The following is a 16,206-nucleotide window of genomic DNA, read 5'->3' as shown; positions in this document are numbered from 1 at the left end:
TCCCTTGACATTTGAGAGTATTAACGAACGCATGATATCAAAAACTTCTTGTGTTTGAGAATACTCACCGCTAAAGCTCTGAACTTTATGGCGGATTGGAACTATCATTATTTCCTTGAAATGTCAAAAATTCTTTTGACGTTTCGTCTAAAATCGTGTAAAATACTTCTTAGCGACTCGATCGTGCATCTGTTGCGTGTGTACTTCCCAGAAGTTCCTTCCCACTAACGGATGGGGATTCCGGTTGTGAATACGCGTTCTGGACACTATAGACCCAGTAGGCTCACGTAAAGCTGCGACACGAGTGGTAGAAGAATAACGCCATTTCTTAAAAAAGGAGTTGAAAATGTTTTATCAATTCACAGTAGCCTTCTCGTTAATTTGTTTGATTCTCATGACCGGATGCAGTGCTCTTTTTTCCGAGCAGGAGTGGAGCGACAATTACGCCCTCATGGAAGGTGTACAGTCTACGAGTCCACAAATGATTGATGGAAAATTGAACACCATCGGTGAAACAACGTTCCCCGCAAGTATGGAAGGGTTCATGGGGGCGAATGCCGCATCGCAGGTGATTGTTACATTGCCGGAAAAAAAGGTCATCCGTCGGATTGTCATACACTCGGATAATTTGTCAGCGTTTGATATTTACGCAGATAAAGGGAGTATCGCGGTTGAAGCGGATTGGCAGCTTATTAAGGATGTGAAAAGCGTCAAGCAGAGTCCATTTCAAGTTTCGCTGTTGATCCCGTTTCCGACAAGTCGAATCCGGCTACGGGTTTTGGGCACCAAAGATGATGCCTTGCTAAACCGACAGCAACGCGCAAGGTCTGGCGGGTTCCGCGGATGGAATGCCAATCGCCGGGCAGCTGCTAAAATCCGAGAAATTGAACTCTACGGCTACAAAACTGCTGATCAAGTAGAAGCAGAGGCAGCTACCGATAAGCGGGAAAAAGAACTTGATGATTTACTCCAATTAGAGTAACATAGAAATTGATACCCATGCCAGAGTCATTCAATTCTTCTTTAGAAGACATATCTGAAAGTTCCAATGCTATAGGAGCGATCTCCGAATCGCGACTTCTTCGACAAAAGTACCGAAAAACCGAAAACTGAATGGCTCTGATACCAAGGCGGTTGGTTCTACAACGCCGCCTCAACTTCATGCTATCCGGAGCGGCAAGCGTGTCGTTATCCGGGACAAGGAGACAATATATGCGTTTTATATTATTCTTGATGACCCTCGCCGTAGTGGTTGGGTTATCAGGCTGTATTCTCGCCTCAAACCCTTCGTTTAACCGGAGCAAAAATATCGCACTTGACGCTACGAGTGAGGATACGAAGTACCATGACGATAATATGTACTCGGTTGGAGAGACGGGACCTATTCTTGAAGATGAAAAGGATGAAGCATCCCAGCAGGAATCTGATGATTACACCGAAGCGGTACTCAAATGGCGACAACCACAGACGATTCAACAAGTCGTTGTGAAAGCCGAGCCTGGGCAGCTGGAATTCTTCTACGTACAGTATATGGATGATGAAGGGGAATGGATCACAGTAAAACATGTCCGAGACAACATGCGGCCTGTTTACACCTTTACCTTGAGGGACCCAATTGTAACGACTAAGTTTCGCCTCAAAGTGCCGCGGCGTTGGGACTCACGGCGCGTCGGCGGGCAGAAACGCTCAACACGCGGCGAAACCGGCGCACCGAGTATGCAGGAGTACAAGAAAATTCAAGAGATTGAACTCTATTATGCACTCCCGCTCGACCCGATGGAAGCCGGAACAGCGGAATAGTGCCAGAACCACTGGCAGTTATCGGAGGAATGGTTATCAGTTTTCAGTTAAGGGGATTCTTGTAACTGACAACTGAGGACTGACAACTGGCGACTCCTAAAACTGACAACTACTAAAAATGCTTTCTAACGAGACAATCAGCCTAATTCATCTAAACATGATTCAAGGGGTTGGACTAAAAACCGTTCAACGCCTGCGCGATGCTTTTGGGAGCGCAGCGCGCACACTTCAGGCGACACCCGACGAACTCGAAAAGATAGACCAACTTTCGCCTGCGATGCTGGACCTCCTGAAGCGTAAACCAATTCAGTATCCAATAGAACGCGAATTGGAATTAATACGCGAATACGATTGTCAGGTACTGACGCTTTATGATGCCGCATATCCGCAGTGCTTGAAGGAAATTGATACACCGCCTCTCGTGCTGTATATCAGAGGTGAACTCACACCGGAAGACTCACTCAGCCTTTCGATCGTCGGTTCTCGCGATGCGAAAGATTACGGACGAAAGGTGAGTTATCGACTGAGTTATCAACTTGCACAGCGCGGACTCACGATCGTTAGTGGGTTAGCGAGAGGTATTGATACCTCGGCGCATCGCGGCGCATTGGAAGCCGGCGGTAGAACAATCGCTGTGATGGGAAGCGGCTTGAATTTCATCTATCCCGCAGCGAATGGTGATCTCGCTGAGAAAATTACGGAATCTGGCGCGCTAATTTCCGAATTCCCGATGGGGGTCAAGCCGAAACCGAGGAATTTTCCACGCCGGAACCGTATCATCAGTGGGCTAACGCTCGGCACTGTTGTCGTCGAAGCGTCAAACCGAAGCGGTGCTCTCATTACCGCACGTCTCGCTGGTGAACAGGGCAGAGAAGTCTTCGCTGTACCTGGAGAGATCTTTTCCGAACTCTCAACCGGCACCCACAAATTGATTAACAACGGCGCGAAACTCATCAATACTGTGGACGACCTCCTCAATGAAATACCGCCGTACGCATTAAACCGGATCCAGTCCGATGTGCCAACATCGCAGATGCCAGGTGCAGAGGCGGAATCTTCACAACAATCCACTAAAAAGAGCGATCCGAAACCTGCAGCCGCACAATCTCCCGCTAAAGTGCAACAACCCATCCAGAGCGCACCGCCACCGGGTTTAACACCCGACGAGAGAACAGTCTTTGACGCTATTGAGGCACCCGCATCACATATTGATACGATTGTTCGGACGACACAACTACCGATTGGTCAGGTGTCGAGTGTTCTGTTGATGTTAGAACTCAAAGGCATCGTTCAACAATTGCCAGGCAAACAATTCACTAAGAGCGGTTAATAAATTGCCGCATCGCAGAGAGAAATTGAGATATTGAATGGAAACGAACTTGACCTTCCAGTATGACAGGGATGCTGATATTCTGTACGTAAACACTTGTGCACCGTATCCTGAGCAGGAGAGCGAGGAGCTTACTGATGAAATCATCGCTCGCTTCAATCCAAACACGGGGGACATCGAAAATCTGGAGGTTTTATTTTTCTCCACACGTTTGTTGCGTGAAGAGTTATTTCACTTACCCATTTCCGCCCGTTTACAGTTAAACGAAGAATGATGATATTCATCTTAAAAAAATGAAAATACTCGGTATTGATACCTCATGTGATGAAACCGCCGCCGCGGTCGTTGCGGATGGCAAAGAAGTGCTTTCTAATGTTGTCGCTTCACAGGTTGAGGCACACCAAGAATACGGTGGCATCGTCCCGGAACTCGCATCCCGCAAACATATTGAAGCCATTAACTACATTGTCAGCAGGACATTAGCAGAGGCGGATGTCACATTTAAAGATTTGGAAGCGATAGCCGTGACAAATCGCCCCGGCTTAATCGGGGCACTGCTTGTCGGTGTCGCAGCAGCGAAAAGCCTCGCTTATTGTCACGGTCTGCCGTTACTCGGTATTAATCACATTGAGGGACATATCTACGCCAACTATATGGTGCATGATACGCTAACCTTTCCACATATCTGTCTCACAGTCTCTGGTGGACATACGCTACTCGTAGAGGTTCACGAAGGATGGAGATACAAAGTATTGGGAAGCACGCAAGACGATGCCGCCGGTGAGGTCTACGATAAGGTTGCGAAGTACCTCGGACTCGGTTTTCCCGGAGGGAAGGTCATTGATGAACTTGCACAGAAAGGGAACCCTTCAGCGATAAAATTTCCCAGACCGATGCGCAATAGTGGGGATTACCAGTTCAGTTTTAGCGGTATCAAGACCTCAGTCCGTTATTTTGTAGAGAAAGCACGGCGTGCAGGCGTACTCGTGGAAAATGAACAAGAGCCTGCTAAGGATACAAATCCTGATACAGTAACCGTTGAAGATATTGCAGCAAGTTTTCAAGCTGCTGTCGTAGATGTCTTGGTTTACAAGTCAATCCGTGCCGCGAAGTCCACGAGTACCAGAGCGATAACGCTAACGGGGGGCGTTGCCGCAAATAGCCAACTTCGCGCTTCGCTGAAAATCGCCGCCGCTGAAATCGGTGCCGAAGTCTACTATCCGCCTATGAACTTGTGTACAGATAACGGTGCAATGATCGCCGGGATCGCTTACGAAAAATATAAGCAGGGACTCCGAGATGAACTCTCTCTGAATGCTGCTGCAAACGGTTCTATTGTGGATGTCTAAACAGGAGACGGATTTTGGAACCTGATGTGTGTGTTGAAGCTGTAAAAACCTTGAAATCAGGCGGTATTATCGCCATCCCTACCGACACAGTTTACGGTTTAGGAGCGGACCCATTTAACGCAGATGCTGTACAAAGACTCTACACGTTAAAAGGACGACCAGACGGTAAACCGATTCCACTTGTACTGAGTTCGGTTGATGATGTCTATCGCGTTGCCCAAAACTTACCAGACTATTTCTTTCACCTCACGGATCGGTTTTGGCCCGGTGGTTTGACGATTATTGTTGAGGCGAAAGGTCTGCTGCCTGTATTGACAGCTGGTGGCAACACGGTTGGCGTACGCATTCCGGACAATCCACTACTTCTGAAAATCCTGAAAACCTTTGGCGGCCCCGCGGCGATAACAAGCGCGAATCTATCAGGGGAACCGCCAGCCACCTCTCCAAAAGAAATTGGTGCCGAACTCGCATCGCGAATTGATGTGATTGTCGATGGCGGCAAAACACCAGGCCCTATTCCGTCCACAGTCTATGACATCTCAGTCTCACCGCCGCTGATCCGACGGCACGGCGTGATTTCAGAAAAGACACTCGCTAAGGAGCTCGCGTGCTACAACAAGCTTTAAAGCAGCTGCTACAATTTTTAGCCACACCTACTGGAAATTGGGTTATATTCGGTGTCATCAGTTTTGTCGTGTTGGCGATTGTCTATCACAAAAAGCGGCAGATTCCAGGGTTAACAGTAGAGGTTATCCGAGATGATACGTGGTTTATCAACCGCGATGACAACCATCGCCTCGCCATCGTTGTATCCTTGCATCTAATTAACAAATCCGCCGCGCCTATCCGGATTCGGACCTGTAAGTTAAGCGGATACGCCCCCAAGCCACCGCCTGAAAAATTGGTTTTAGAGGGACATGATATGAGTGTTGAACTTGAATACCCGAAGCACGATCTCTTTGCTGGTGCAGGTGGACATCCTTCCGAGCACACATCGGAGTACGTCCTCAATCCTTATACGGAACAACGAATGTGGGTTTTCTACCACTCCGGTATTGTCACAATGACGAACATGCTGCGCGCCCCAATTGTGATTAAAGATATGAATCGGAAGCGTAAGTCTATCCAAATAGCAGTGCCTCGCAATATGGAGCAGATTCAGCTCTATCGCGAGGCAGCGATGCGATGGTAATTTAAGTGAGTTCGGAAAGTTTAACGGTTCTGCCATCCGCTGCTGCGGACATATCCGCAGCGAACACAACGCGGTGTGTTTCAAACGCAGTATCAAAATCGGTCAACGGCATCGGTTCATTGCGTCCAATACTGTCTATGAACGCTTGGAACTGCGGTTCATACGGATGATCACTAACATCACCGGAATCAATGAGTGAAGTCTCAAGTGTGCTCCACTTGCTTTTATCCATCCCTTTAAGTTTTGAGGAATAGATACGGTTGTCAAGTAGGCTGCCTTCACTGCCGACGAGATGGATATGGAAGTAGTAGGGCTGCAAGCAGTCTACACAAGAGGTAACTTTCCCTATCTTTCCACCGCCTTCAAACTTAAGGAGACTCACACTGGTCGTCTTATATTCATAAGGTTGAAAATCAGCACCTGTGGATTGTGTGTGATAACCAGTTACCTCTTCAACGTTTCCATCCATGAAAAAGAGGAGCGCATCAAGCGCATGACACCCAGCGGTGAGTAGGGTGCTACCGCCAAAATCTTTTTTCTTGTTCCATTCGTATTGCCCATACCAGGGGCCAATACCGTGGTAATAATCAACTTCGGCATAGTGGAGTTCGCCGAGCAGCCCGTTGTCAATTACGGAGCGGATCATCGTGAAATGCGCACTATATCGGCACTCAAAGCAGACGCAGACATTAACACCGTTGCTTTTGACGGCATCGCGAACGGTTTTCGCATCTTCGTATGTGAGGCAGATTGGTTTCTCAATAATGAGATGTTTTCCCGCTTCCGCAGCAGCGATGGCTTGTTCCGCATGGAAAGGGTGTGGTGTACAAATGTCAATAATATGGACGTCCGGGTCAGCAAGCATTTTATCAAAATCGGTATAGGCTTTAAGGGGTGTTCCATAAGTTTCCGCCAATACAGATTCATCGTGTTCGCGCCGTGAGCAGATAGCAGTGACATCCGAACCTGTAACGGCTTTAAAGGCTTCGATATGGGCACCGGCTACCCAACCAAGTCCAACGATTCCAACGTTTAGGTTATCCATTCTAAATCTCCTTTGACAACTGATAACTGATAACTGATGACTATCATATCACAGATGCAGATTTTTGAGCGAAAAAATTAGTTGATATAATTTTCGTTTTCTTGTATAATTAAAAAGAATCGGCGTTATGTATCATTGATTTTTAGCATATACGCCGTGGGGGCAGCAAAACACACTGCGCGGAACAGAGGCAGAAAATGAATCAAGAGGCGTTTGAAGTACTCCTGTTAAATCAACTTTCTGAGATAAGCGGCAGGATATCGTCTATGGGTGAGAGGATATCGTCTATGAATGTGAGAATATCCTCTGTGGATGAGGGAATGTCGTCTGTCGACAACAGGCTCGCATCGCTTGAGCAAGGAATGGCATGGATGCGCGGGAAGCTTGAAAGACGGGGTGAATTCTGGGCGAACATAAAGTCTTGGATCGCCCTCGTTGTTGCTGTCGCAGCCATCAGTTTTGCATGGCTAAAATAGATGAAGGAGACGATTCCGATGGAGACTAAAATTTCCGATGTCTTCCCCCCGAAATTTGCAAAAGAAGGGTTAACTTTCGACGATGTTTTGCTGATTCCGGCTGAATCGGAGGTGTTACCGGAGCAAGTGGATACGAGTACACAACTGACACGTAACCTCCGGCTAAACATTCCTATCTGTAGCGCGCCTATGGATACTGTCACCGAATCTGCTCTTGCGATTGCGCTTGCACGCGAAGGAGGCATCGGAATAATTCATTATAACTGCTCTATTGATGAGCAGGTTTCTGAGGTTGACCGGGTAAAACGATCCGAGAGCGGTATGATTACTGCACCGATTACGCTGACACAGGATAAGACGATTCGGGACGCACTTCAGGTGACAGCGCGTTACCACATCGGTGGCGTACCTATCGTTACCCAAGACGGGTATCTCGTCGGTTTGATTACCAACCGCGACCTGAAATATGAGGATAATCTCGAACTGCCTGTAACCGCACGAATGACACCGAAGGATAAACTGATTACCGCATCACCAGGAATTACACTTGATAAGGCGAAAGAGATACTCCACAAATCTCGAAAAGAAAAACTGCCGATTGTCGATGAAGGCTTTCGACTCTGTGGGTTGATTACTATTAAGGATATTGATAAGGTTCAGATGTTTCCACAGGCGTGTAAGGACAGTGCCGGTCGGTTGCGGGTTGGTGCCGCTGTTCTACCGTCAACGCCTCTCGGAGATGTTGACCGACTCGTCGGAGCAGGTGTCGATGTGCTTGTATTAGATACAGCACACGGTCATTCCAAAAACGTGATCCGATCGACAGAATACCTTAAATCCCACTTTCCAAACGTTGAACTCGTCGCAGGCAATGTCGTCACACCGGAAGCCACGCGAAGCCTTATTGATGCTGGTGCCGATGCAGTGAAAGTCGGTGTTGGCCCTGGTTCCATTTGCACAACACGCGTCGTAGCAGGCGTTAGCATCCCTCAAATTACCGCAATCCACGATTGTGCGGCGGAAGCCGATAAGGCAGAAGTCCCAATTATCGCTGATGGTGGTATTCGCTACTCTGGCGACATCGCGAAAGCCGTCGGCGCAGGCGCGAGCTCCGTGATGATTGGCAGCCTACTCGCTGGCACCGATGAAAGCCCTGGAGATACAGTCATTTATCAAGGACGCACCTATAAAATTCACCGCGGCATGGGTTCAATTGGCGCATTACGAAAGCGGAATACTCAACACGCAGCAGACAGCGCAGAAGATCTCTCTAAAATCGTGCCTCGTGGAATTGAGGGACGTGTCCCGCACAAAGGGAAACTCAGCAATTTTGTTTATCAATTAGTCGGTGGAATCCGATCTGCTATGGGGTATTGTGGAACCCCAGATATTAACACATTACGCACGAATAGTCAATTCGTCCGAATGACCAGCAGCGGTTACCGAGAAAGCCATCCGCACGACATTGATATTACAGAGGAGGCACCGAATTATACAGTTGCAAATCTCAACGCGTAGGTACTATTCAGTGATTTTTCTCAGCTAATGATATAACAGGGTCTTATACCGAAATCCAAAAATATGTAGACATTTTTCAGAAAGATTACACTTTACCTTGGTAACATTTTTTAAAAACAAAATTAAAGAAAAAACGTCTTTGAACCTATACAGGGTCTGGATTCCTAACGAAAATTAAAAAATTACCGAAAAACGAAAAAAGTTACCATTTGGTAACTTTTTGACGAGATTCTGGTATAAAATTGGACCCCGTGGATTGTCTCCGACGGTGTAAAATCCAACAGCAAAATAGGTATTATATATTTTTTAGATTTTACCATAATATTCGCTAAAACCCAGACAGGTTCAAAGGGTTTCGCTGATTACAAATATCATTACTTGGGCAATACCTTATTATCTTATCGTGCTTTTCGCCGTGTTTTCGACAGCCAGCGGTTTGCACGAACACAGAAAGGATGTGTTGTATGAAAGTTAACGAAGAGATGTCATTTTGGGATAGGCTCTATATTCCAGCGTTGATTAAGGGAATGCTTACCACACTGAAGCATATTCCAAAGAAAAAATTGACATACCAGTACCCTGAAGATCCGAGGAGTGTGGATGAACGGAACGATCGGTATCGCGGCATTCACAAACTCACGACGACAGAGAAAGATGAGATCAAGTGCGTAGCATGTTTCTTATGCGCGACTGCCTGTCCGGCTGATTGTATTACCATTCAGGCCGCACCCGCACCGGAAGGTTGGACAACCAAAGAAGGCTACCCGCGCGAAAAGTATCCCGATGTCTTTGAAATCAATATGCTCCGCTGCATCTTTTGTGGGTATTGTGTTGAAGCTTGTCCGGAAGATGCTATCCGGATGACAGGCTTAACGCTCCCTCAATACTTCCGTGAACGCCAGGAAGAGGGCGAAAGTCTTGGGAGCTCGCGCAGTGACTTCATTTTTGACCGAGACATGCTTGTCGCTAACAACGACATCCCTCAAGAGGGACTCAGTGTTGAAGCGAAGTAGGAATTAATGGCATCATACGCTCCGTTTCCGAAAAAAAAGTACAGTATTATCTACGCAGATCCGCCCTGGGATTACAAAGGACAACTTCAACACACGGGGAGCGGTGGCAAAGACAGCGGAGGCGCAATTCGGCATTATCCGACTGTACCGGTGTCAGAAATGGAGACGTGGGATATTACTGCTATTAGTGAAGAGAATTGCCTGCTTTTTATGTGGAGTTCGTCTCCGCACTTGGATCAAGCCATTCGGCTTGGCAAGGCTTGGGGGTTTCAGTGGGCAACAATCGCCTTTATTTGGGATAAACAACGCGTAAACCCCGGTTTTTATACGATGAGCCAGTGTGAGTTGTGCCTCGTTTTCAAACGCGGTAAAATTCCACAGCCACGCGGGGCGCGAAACGTTAGGCAACTCGTTCAAACCAAACGGTCACGCCACTCTGAAAAACCGGATGTCGTGCGTGAGCGGATTGAGGAAATGTTTCCGCATCAGTGTAAGATTGAACTGTTTGCACGCAAGCAGACACAAGGCTGGGACGCATGGGGACTTGAGGTTCAGTTGTCTTCGTGACATTTATCACGCAGCACTGAAACATCAGATTAGCCGATAAGGCGGGAGCAAAATACTGATTTTTTTTCTTATCATTTCGGTTGATGTAAGCACAAAGGGTGCTTTCTGGCTAAAGTTATACTGAAGTTGGCTTACTTTTACGACAGTCAAAACTTTCATTATAGCACTATTACGGAAAATATCTGTTCGTGTTGTGTTTACTATCAATCTATAATTTATTTAACTGACTGGGCGCAACGGTTTGCCTTAAAACGTGATCTTTGCGCATATATCAGTCATTTACAAATTCATTGCCTGAATTTATTTGAAAGGCACATATCAAATCGACCCAATGCAAGGATTATCACTTAATTTTCGTTCAGAGACGCTTTTTACGTTAGTTGATAAAATCAAATCCAGTATTGAGGGACGAATGAGTTGGGGAGATACTTTTGGCTTGGGGCTTGGTGTCAAATCCGATAAACATCTGATCGTTTGGACACCGAAAGAGACTTCAGAGGGCGACATTCTACCCGGTTTTGACTCAGAAGATGGCGAACTAACGCTGAAAATGCGACCACGTCCAGGGGCATGGGTCTCTTGGATTGACGAAGCGAAAGTCACTGCTGAGACACAAGACGACTATGACCGGGTCCATAGAAGTATACAAGAATTGGAACGGAATGCACGCCAAATCACAGAATTCGCCGATGGCGTTGTCTCGGACATAACCATCCAAAATTTGGGAAAATCCCTGACGCTTTCTGAACTTACACAGGATGTTTTGAAAGCACGTTTGGCAATACCTACCACTATCAAAACCGGCGCGTATATACTCGCGCAAACTGATGATCTCGCGCAAACTGATGATACGCATGCCGAGGCTATGCACTCGGCAACTGTTATTATTCCAGAGCAAACCCATATCCATCGCATTCATCTCAATGAGGATCTCCTTTTTGATCGGATGCTCACAGAGGACTACGACTTACTCCTTGTAGTCCTTCGGACGCATATTAAACAGTACCCTGACCTCGCTGATTTAGGGTATAGTCTAACCCTGCGTAACCGGCTGTCCGATGTTGCCGCTGATGAAGATGCAACTGAGGTACTTGATTCCATTCAGGTGCTTGCCACGGCAGCGGTCTATGATCCACTTGAACCGGAGACGCTCAAGTTAGGTGCTATCACTTTCAACGCACCTACCGAAGACATTGAGACCGAGATTGCTGAGAGCGCAAAGAAAATCGAGACCTATACGGTGAAAGCCAACCAGCACGCCCATCAACTTATGGCACAATTCCAACAGGGAGTCGAGACCCGTTTGAGAGCACTTGTGTTGGGACCTGGGCAACGCGTTCACAATAAGGTGTGGGACGACCTCGTGATTCGAGAATTGCGGAGTACAATACTCGCTTTCGTCGAATTTTACGCGGAATATCTTACTGAGAATTTTGAGACGGCAGTCGCAGCAGCGAAAACCGAGGCACTCACCCAAAATATTGATCCTATGATTGAATTTTGGCAGCTGCAGGATAACCAACAGTTAACCCTGAATCACCTCATTCAATCCTCTTACAAATTGGCGAATCAGGTACTGGATAGGGCTGCCGGATTGTTTCATGATTTAGTCTTTGAGCAAGACTTCATTGAAACAGGTTTGGTCAAACAGGTTGAACTCCTAACTTTTGAAAATAACGAACTCTTAGATGAGATATATCTACCGAAGTGGACACGCGCAACTGTGCGTGAAAAAATGGCGGGCTTCACGCTCCGATCAACTTGGCATCCCACTCAAATTGAACGTTTGACGACTGTCTGGTTGGAGTTGCTGGAACTTGCTAACTTCGTGAGTCAGCACAAGCAAGATTTTGAAGACGTTATTCAACCGTTAGTTGATCTTCTATTGGCGGCGAAAACCGGGCAGGTGCAACGCCGGTCACAACAAGCGCAGCAGCGTGGCAGGGCTGCTAATTTTCCCGGTTTTGAAATTGCTGATGACGCTTTTGAGCAACTGCTTAACCATGTAAAATTACATTTGCCAACCATAAAGCAGTGGTTGGCTAACCTTCCACCGAAGGCGGAGGCACAACAGCATTACGCGACGTTGTGGACGTTAGTACTTGATGGTAAACTTCGAGAGCAGCTCCTGGCAGAAATCCAACCGACGTGTGATATTAACCTCAGTGTACCAGACCAAACCAAAAGGCTTATCAACCTCATGTTGGAAAGCACACTGATTATTCAAGCCGAAAAGGACCGGAAGTCGATAGAACGGAACCTGAATCGCGCTGTTATCTCAAAAACCGGGCACGAATTGGCGGATATCACTACGGCAGCGATGCTTGCTATCCATGGTGATACGCTACTCGCAATACTATACGAAGAACTGCTCGGTTATCACGACACTTTGGTGAAGCGGGCAAACAGGCTCACAAATGCACCCCAAAAAGGGAAAAAGCGAAAGCGTGGAAACCCCCAAAATGGTGGCGCAGTAAATGTTGAGGCTGTTGCAGCAGAGCAGCAGAAGGTCGAGGAGCTTATGACGTTCCTAAGACCTTATCGGCAGGAAGAGGTTATTGGCACTTTAGCGACAGCCGGGCTTGATCCGCGTGCTTCTAATCTTGAGGAGATTCGGAGACGACAGGTACTCAGTTTCGATGTGAGCGATTTACCAGCGATACAAGAAACATGGCTTGGTGATAGCAAGAGTGTTGAAGATTACCCGAACTTGCGGATGTTCCTCCTGCAAAATCAGCTGCCGATATCCACAACCGGCAGGCTACTCATGGAGTTACGACAACAATTTCCAGATGAACTCTTCAACCATGTCTTGGGACTCATTCAGGAGGTCAAAGCACTTCAAAGTACCGACTATCAGGGGGATCTGCTGGATCAATTTGTCGCCTATATATCCGAAAAGGTGTGGCGATGGGAATTAACCCAGATTACCGAGACAGAACTCCCGCTTTTGTTGAAGGAGAAAGTACTCGCCTCGGCAATCTGTTATGAGAAAGAGGTGGACACCTTGCTCGAATATGTTGAACGTTACGATGAATTAGTATCCACGAAACTGGCATCAGATTCCGAAATGGACAACCACCGTCAATATATTGAGGAACAATTTCAAGCGATCGTTGAGACCCTTTTGGTGTAGTTTTAGGTTTTCAACGCATATCGGTATTTCAAACGTGTTGAGTCAGGACGCGTCCTGCCACAAAAGGCGCGAGCGTGGACATAGCACGTAAATGATCGACTTTCCGTAAGTCCGTCATAAGGTGATAGATGAAAATAGCTTTATTGGGCAACAGTCAGTTCGCCGTTTCGGCTGCCTGGGGCTTGTGTCAATCGGAGACGGCGCACGAAGTTGTCTTTGTGTCGGATGCGACATCCAACAAAAATAGATTTGTGTCTTTGAAAGAAGATGCATCCGGAAGACTTCGGGATCTTGTGGAATCAAATGCATTAAGCGCGAGTGATACTGCAATTTCGTTTTCCAATGCGTTGGAAGGGTTAGCTGGCGCGGATGTGGTTATTCTGCTGCCACCGATCGGACAATCCGGTTTCCGATCCGCACAAGCGTCAAAGACAACAGGAATCGCGCAGGTCAGGCGGTTTGTTCCGGGAATCCAACAATATGCATCGGATGCCAAGATCTTGATGGCGATAGCACCCACGAATTACATCGCTGCATGGACGCACGAGGCACTCGGCGGCGGAAAAATTATCGGCCTCGGAAACGGTGCCGCGACGGCACACTTAACCACTGAAATTGCGAAACGCGTTGAGGTCTCTGTAACAGATGTAACCGCTTTGGCGATTGGAAGTGATTGGGAGACGTATCCACTGCCGCAATACTGTCGTGTGAACGGCATTCCTATAGCACAACTGATGTCTGAAGCTGAAATCGACAGTCTCTCTGAAGCCGTCTCACAGCGTTGCCCTTATACCACGCAATCGGAATGGACCTTGATAAGCCATATTTTACAGGTGGTTTCAGCGATTGCGCTTGATAAAAAGCGGGTCATGAGTATCGGCACCCATATATCCGCTGGCGAGACATCGGTTTATCTGAACGTTCCAGCGCAAATTGGAAGCGACGGTGTAACCTCTATTGTCCCGCTTGAGTTGGATACACATCAGCGCGAGCAGTTTAAAAAATTAGTTGCCCAGAGTGCTGAAGATCAATCTCCGTAACATTTTGTACCGCAAACTGTTCGTTTGCGGGAATTTGCCGGATCCGACCTAACGCTTTGTGCTAAGCAAATACCACAATCTAACGGATTGTGCTACAAATTGAGTGCTAAGATAACCGGGATATTGTTAAATTGACACCTATGGGTTGAACGGAGTGAAATCCAATGCCCTCTTATGGCTGCCGGCCGATGGCTAATTGCTGATGGTTGGCGGCCTCCAATAGCCGACTGGTAAAAAAAGATGAGAGAAATATATCAAAAAATCCCAGAACTCATTGAATCCGATCAAGTCGCTGCCTACTGTACTGTCGTAGAAACGAAGGGTTCAACGCCACAGAAACCGGGGTCAAAGTTACTCATCCTTCCCGATCTGCGGAATATCGGCACACTCGGTGGTGGGTGTGTTGAAGCCGAGGCGCGACGACAAGCCATTGGGTTGATGCAAGGCGGAATACCACGGCTCCTTGAATTTCAATTGGACAGCGATTACGGTTGGGATGATGGACTTATCTGTGGCGGAAATATGAAAATCTTCATTGATCTGCCAAAGACTGAAGCGGAAGCGGAGATGTTTGAGCGGCTCCAAACGCTGAATGCAGAAAACACACCCCTCGTTTATGCTACAGTTGTGACGAGTGCCAAGCAGAATGTCAATGTCGGCATGAAGATGATCTTCGCTGCTACGGGTGAACGCATCGGTACATTGGGCGATGCGACGTTGGAAGCGGCAGTTGAAGAGGAGACCGCTGGAATCCTCGAAAACAACAGAGCGAGTGTATTTCGTGAGGAAGACTCGACTGCAGTCTTCTTGGAGCCGTTGCAACCGCGTCCGACGCTGCTCATTGCTGGCGCAGGTCATGTCGGTCAGGCACTCTGTCATCTCGGCAGCTGGTTAGATTTCGACATCGCTATTGTTGATGATCGCGCCGACTTTGCCTCTAAGGAACGCTTGCCAGAGGCAGACGAAATCATCATTGGCGACATCGCGACCGAACTCCGAAATTATCCGATTACCCCACTGACCTACGTCGTAATTGTCACCCGTGGGCACCAGCACGATGAATCTGCGTTACACAGCGTCGTTGAGTCGGATGCCCGTTACATCGGTTTAATAGGTAGCCGTCGGAAAATTAAACTGATATTCGATGATTTGATGGAAGCCGGAATTTCCAAAGAGAATCTCCAACGGGTCTACGCACCGATTGGCTTAGATATTAACTCGAAAACCGTACCAGAAATTGCTGTCAGCATCGCATCGCAGCTAATCCAGATCCGAAATGCCGCTGAAAGTATCCACACCTTCGACACCCAACCAGTCCGAATGCCCACCGTCAAAATAGCAGAGGCATAAAAATGAATGATATTCATGTGTCAGAAGATAAGTCTTATACGCTAAGCGAAGTCATTGACGCTGTAAAACAGACGCTTGATGGTGTAAGCGAACAGTCAGCACACAACAAACTCCGGTATTCCTCCACCGATCTCTATTGGCTCCTCCACGACATGCTCCAATATGTCAATCGGAATGTCCCGGGTGAGTTCGTCTTGCAACAAACTAAGAAAGGGGTCTACCGAGTGAGATACACCGCCGAAGATACCGCGAGACGGAGTTCAAGTCGAAAACTTAAAGCAGAGGTCGACCGAACGGCAAGTTATCTCGAAGAACTGACAGGCAGGCGACCCTCGTGGGGAGAAAAAGAGTAGTTATAAGCATTGCGTCAGATGCCAGAATGCTTACGAA

At 47.5% G+C, this 16,206-nt stretch carries 16 protein-coding genes; 15 read left to right on the top strand and 1 reads right to left on the bottom strand.

Going from position 1 to position 16,206, the window contains the following annotated elements:
* Positions 1 to 346 precede the first annotated feature (346 nt).
* The 7 genes from OXH00_10470 to OXH00_10440 all read left to right on the top strand — a co-directional run bounded on the left by OXH00_10470 (position 347) and on the right by OXH00_10440 (position 5,671).
* On the top strand, positions 347 to 982 hold the full coding sequence (locus OXH00_10470) for a hypothetical protein (GenBank protein ID MCY3741433.1): 636 nt from the start codon (positions 347 to 349) through the stop codon (positions 980 to 982).
* Positions 983 to 1,212: 230 nt separating this feature from the next.
* On the top strand, positions 1,213 to 1,800 hold the full coding sequence (locus OXH00_10465; protein MCY3741432.1) for a hypothetical protein: 588 nt from the start codon (positions 1,213 to 1,215) through the stop codon (positions 1,798 to 1,800).
* Positions 1,801 to 1,918: 118 nt separating this feature from the next.
* On the top strand, positions 1,919 to 3,130 hold the full coding sequence (dprA, locus tag OXH00_10460; protein MCY3741431.1) for a DNA-processing protein DprA: 1,212 nt from the start codon (positions 1,919 to 1,921) through the stop codon (positions 3,128 to 3,130).
* A 37-nt stretch (positions 3,131 to 3,167) separates the two neighbouring features.
* Positions 3,168 to 3,404: a DUF2283 domain-containing protein gene (locus OXH00_10455; GenBank protein ID MCY3741430.1), complete on the top strand. Its 237-nt coding sequence runs from the start codon at positions 3,168 to 3,170 to the stop codon at positions 3,402 to 3,404.
* Between the two features lie 19 nt (positions 3,405 to 3,423).
* Positions 3,424 to 4,479, top strand: a complete 1,056-nt coding sequence (gene tsaD / locus OXH00_10450; protein ID MCY3741429.1) for a tRNA (adenosine(37)-N6)-threonylcarbamoyltransferase complex transferase subunit TsaD — start codon at positions 3,424 to 3,426, stop codon at positions 4,477 to 4,479.
* A 14-nt stretch (positions 4,480 to 4,493) separates the two neighbouring features.
* The gene (locus OXH00_10445; GenBank protein ID MCY3741428.1) at positions 4,494 to 5,105 is read left to right on the top strand and encodes an L-threonylcarbamoyladenylate synthase; all 612 of its coding nucleotides are present in this window, start codon (positions 4,494 to 4,496) and stop codon (positions 5,103 to 5,105) included.
* On the top strand, positions 5,087 to 5,671 hold the full coding sequence (locus OXH00_10440; GenBank protein ID MCY3741427.1) for a hypothetical protein: 585 nt from the start codon (positions 5,087 to 5,089) through the stop codon (positions 5,669 to 5,671). Before OXH00_10445 ends, OXH00_10440 begins: the two co-directional genes overlap by 19 nt.
* 1 nt (position 5,672) lies before the next feature.
* Here OXH00_10440 and OXH00_10435 read toward each other — a convergent pair whose 3' ends face one another.
* The gene (locus tag OXH00_10435) at positions 5,673 to 6,716 is read right to left on the bottom strand and encodes a Gfo/Idh/MocA family oxidoreductase (protein ID MCY3741426.1); all 1,044 of its coding nucleotides are present in this window, start codon (positions 6,714 to 6,716) and stop codon (positions 5,673 to 5,675) included.
* Positions 6,717 to 7,003: 287 nt separating this feature from the next.
* Between OXH00_10435 and OXH00_10430 the strand changes: the two genes are divergently transcribed.
* From OXH00_10430 to OXH00_10395, 8 genes are all read left to right on the top strand, one after another.
* Complete coding sequence (locus OXH00_10430) at positions 7,004 to 7,192, top strand: hypothetical protein (protein ID MCY3741425.1); 189 nt, start codon at positions 7,004 to 7,006, stop codon at positions 7,190 to 7,192.
* A gap of 18 nt (positions 7,193 to 7,210) precedes the next feature.
* A complete protein-coding gene (guaB, locus tag OXH00_10425) occupies positions 7,211 to 8,710 on the top strand; it encodes an IMP dehydrogenase (protein MCY3741424.1) in 1,500 nt (499 codons plus the stop codon).
* 464 nt (positions 8,711 to 9,174) lie between these two features.
* A complete protein-coding gene (locus OXH00_10420) occupies positions 9,175 to 9,723 on the top strand; it encodes an NADH-quinone oxidoreductase subunit I (protein MCY3741423.1) in 549 nt (182 codons plus the stop codon).
* A gap of 6 nt (positions 9,724 to 9,729) precedes the next feature.
* The gene (locus OXH00_10415; GenBank protein MCY3741422.1) at positions 9,730 to 10,290 is read left to right on the top strand and encodes an MT-A70 family methyltransferase; all 561 of its coding nucleotides are present in this window, start codon (positions 9,730 to 9,732) and stop codon (positions 10,288 to 10,290) included.
* 331 nt (positions 10,291 to 10,621) lie between these two features.
* Positions 10,622 to 13,426: a hypothetical protein gene (locus OXH00_10410; GenBank protein ID MCY3741421.1), complete on the top strand. Its 2,805-nt coding sequence runs from the start codon at positions 10,622 to 10,624 to the stop codon at positions 13,424 to 13,426.
* A gap of 128 nt (positions 13,427 to 13,554) precedes the next feature.
* On the top strand, positions 13,555 to 14,466 hold the full coding sequence (locus OXH00_10405) for a hypothetical protein (protein ID MCY3741420.1): 912 nt from the start codon (positions 13,555 to 13,557) through the stop codon (positions 14,464 to 14,466).
* A 240-nt stretch (positions 14,467 to 14,706) separates the two neighbouring features.
* Positions 14,707 to 15,816 carry an XdhC family protein gene (locus OXH00_10400; protein ID MCY3741419.1) on the top strand — a complete coding sequence of 370 codons (1,110 nt, stop codon included), beginning with the start codon at positions 14,707 to 14,709 and terminating at the stop codon, positions 15,814 to 15,816.
* Between the two features lie 2 nt (positions 15,817 to 15,818).
* Positions 15,819 to 16,169, top strand: coding sequence for a hypothetical protein (locus OXH00_10395; protein ID MCY3741418.1), 351 nt, complete (start codon positions 15,819 to 15,821; stop codon positions 16,167 to 16,169).
* Positions 16,170 to 16,206: the final 37 nt, after the last annotated feature.

The sequence above is a fragment of the Candidatus Poribacteria bacterium genome, assembly GCA_026706025.1.
Taxonomy (GTDB): Bacteria; Poribacteria; WGA-4E; order WGA-4E; family WGA-3G; genus WGA-3G.
This window is presented reverse-complemented; position numbering and strand designations above follow the sequence as displayed.

Excerpts from the sequence above, each read along its gene's own strand:
- OXH00_10420 (MCY3741423.1), top strand. The coding sequence starts at position 9,175 with ATGAAAGTTAACGAAGAGATGTCATTTTGGGATAGGCTCTATATTCCA.
- guaB (MCY3741424.1), top strand. The coding sequence starts at position 7,211 with ATGGAGACTAAAATTTCCGATGTCTTCCCCCCGAAATTTGCAAAAGAA.
- OXH00_10405 (MCY3741420.1), top strand. The coding sequence starts at position 13,555 with ATGAAAATAGCTTTATTGGGCAACAGTCAGTTCGCCGTTTCGGCTGCC.
- dprA (MCY3741431.1), top strand. The coding sequence starts at position 1,919 with ATGCTTTCTAACGAGACAATCAGCCTAATTCATCTAAACATGATTCAA.
- OXH00_10455 (MCY3741430.1), top strand. The coding sequence starts at position 3,168 with ATGGAAACGAACTTGACCTTCCAGTATGACAGGGATGCTGATATTCTG.
- OXH00_10410 (MCY3741421.1), top strand. The coding sequence starts at position 10,622 with ATGCAAGGATTATCACTTAATTTTCGTTCAGAGACGCTTTTTACGTTA.
- OXH00_10470 (MCY3741433.1), top strand. The coding sequence starts at position 347 with ATGTTTTATCAATTCACAGTAGCCTTCTCGTTAATTTGTTTGATTCTC.
- OXH00_10415 (MCY3741422.1), top strand. The coding sequence starts at position 9,730 with ATGGCATCATACGCTCCGTTTCCGAAAAAAAAGTACAGTATTATCTAC.
- tsaD (MCY3741429.1), top strand. The coding sequence starts at position 3,424 with ATGAAAATACTCGGTATTGATACCTCATGTGATGAAACCGCCGCCGCG.
- OXH00_10465 (MCY3741432.1), top strand. The coding sequence starts at position 1,213 with ATGCGTTTTATATTATTCTTGATGACCCTCGCCGTAGTGGTTGGGTTA.
- OXH00_10395 (MCY3741418.1), top strand. The coding sequence starts at position 15,819 with ATGAATGATATTCATGTGTCAGAAGATAAGTCTTATACGCTAAGCGAA.
- OXH00_10435 (MCY3741426.1), bottom strand. The coding sequence starts at position 6,716 with ATGGATAACCTAAACGTTGGAATCGTTGGACTTGGTTGGGTAGCCGGT.
- OXH00_10430 (MCY3741425.1), top strand. The coding sequence starts at position 7,004 with ATGAATGTGAGAATATCCTCTGTGGATGAGGGAATGTCGTCTGTCGAC.
- OXH00_10400 (MCY3741419.1), top strand. The coding sequence starts at position 14,707 with ATGAGAGAAATATATCAAAAAATCCCAGAACTCATTGAATCCGATCAA.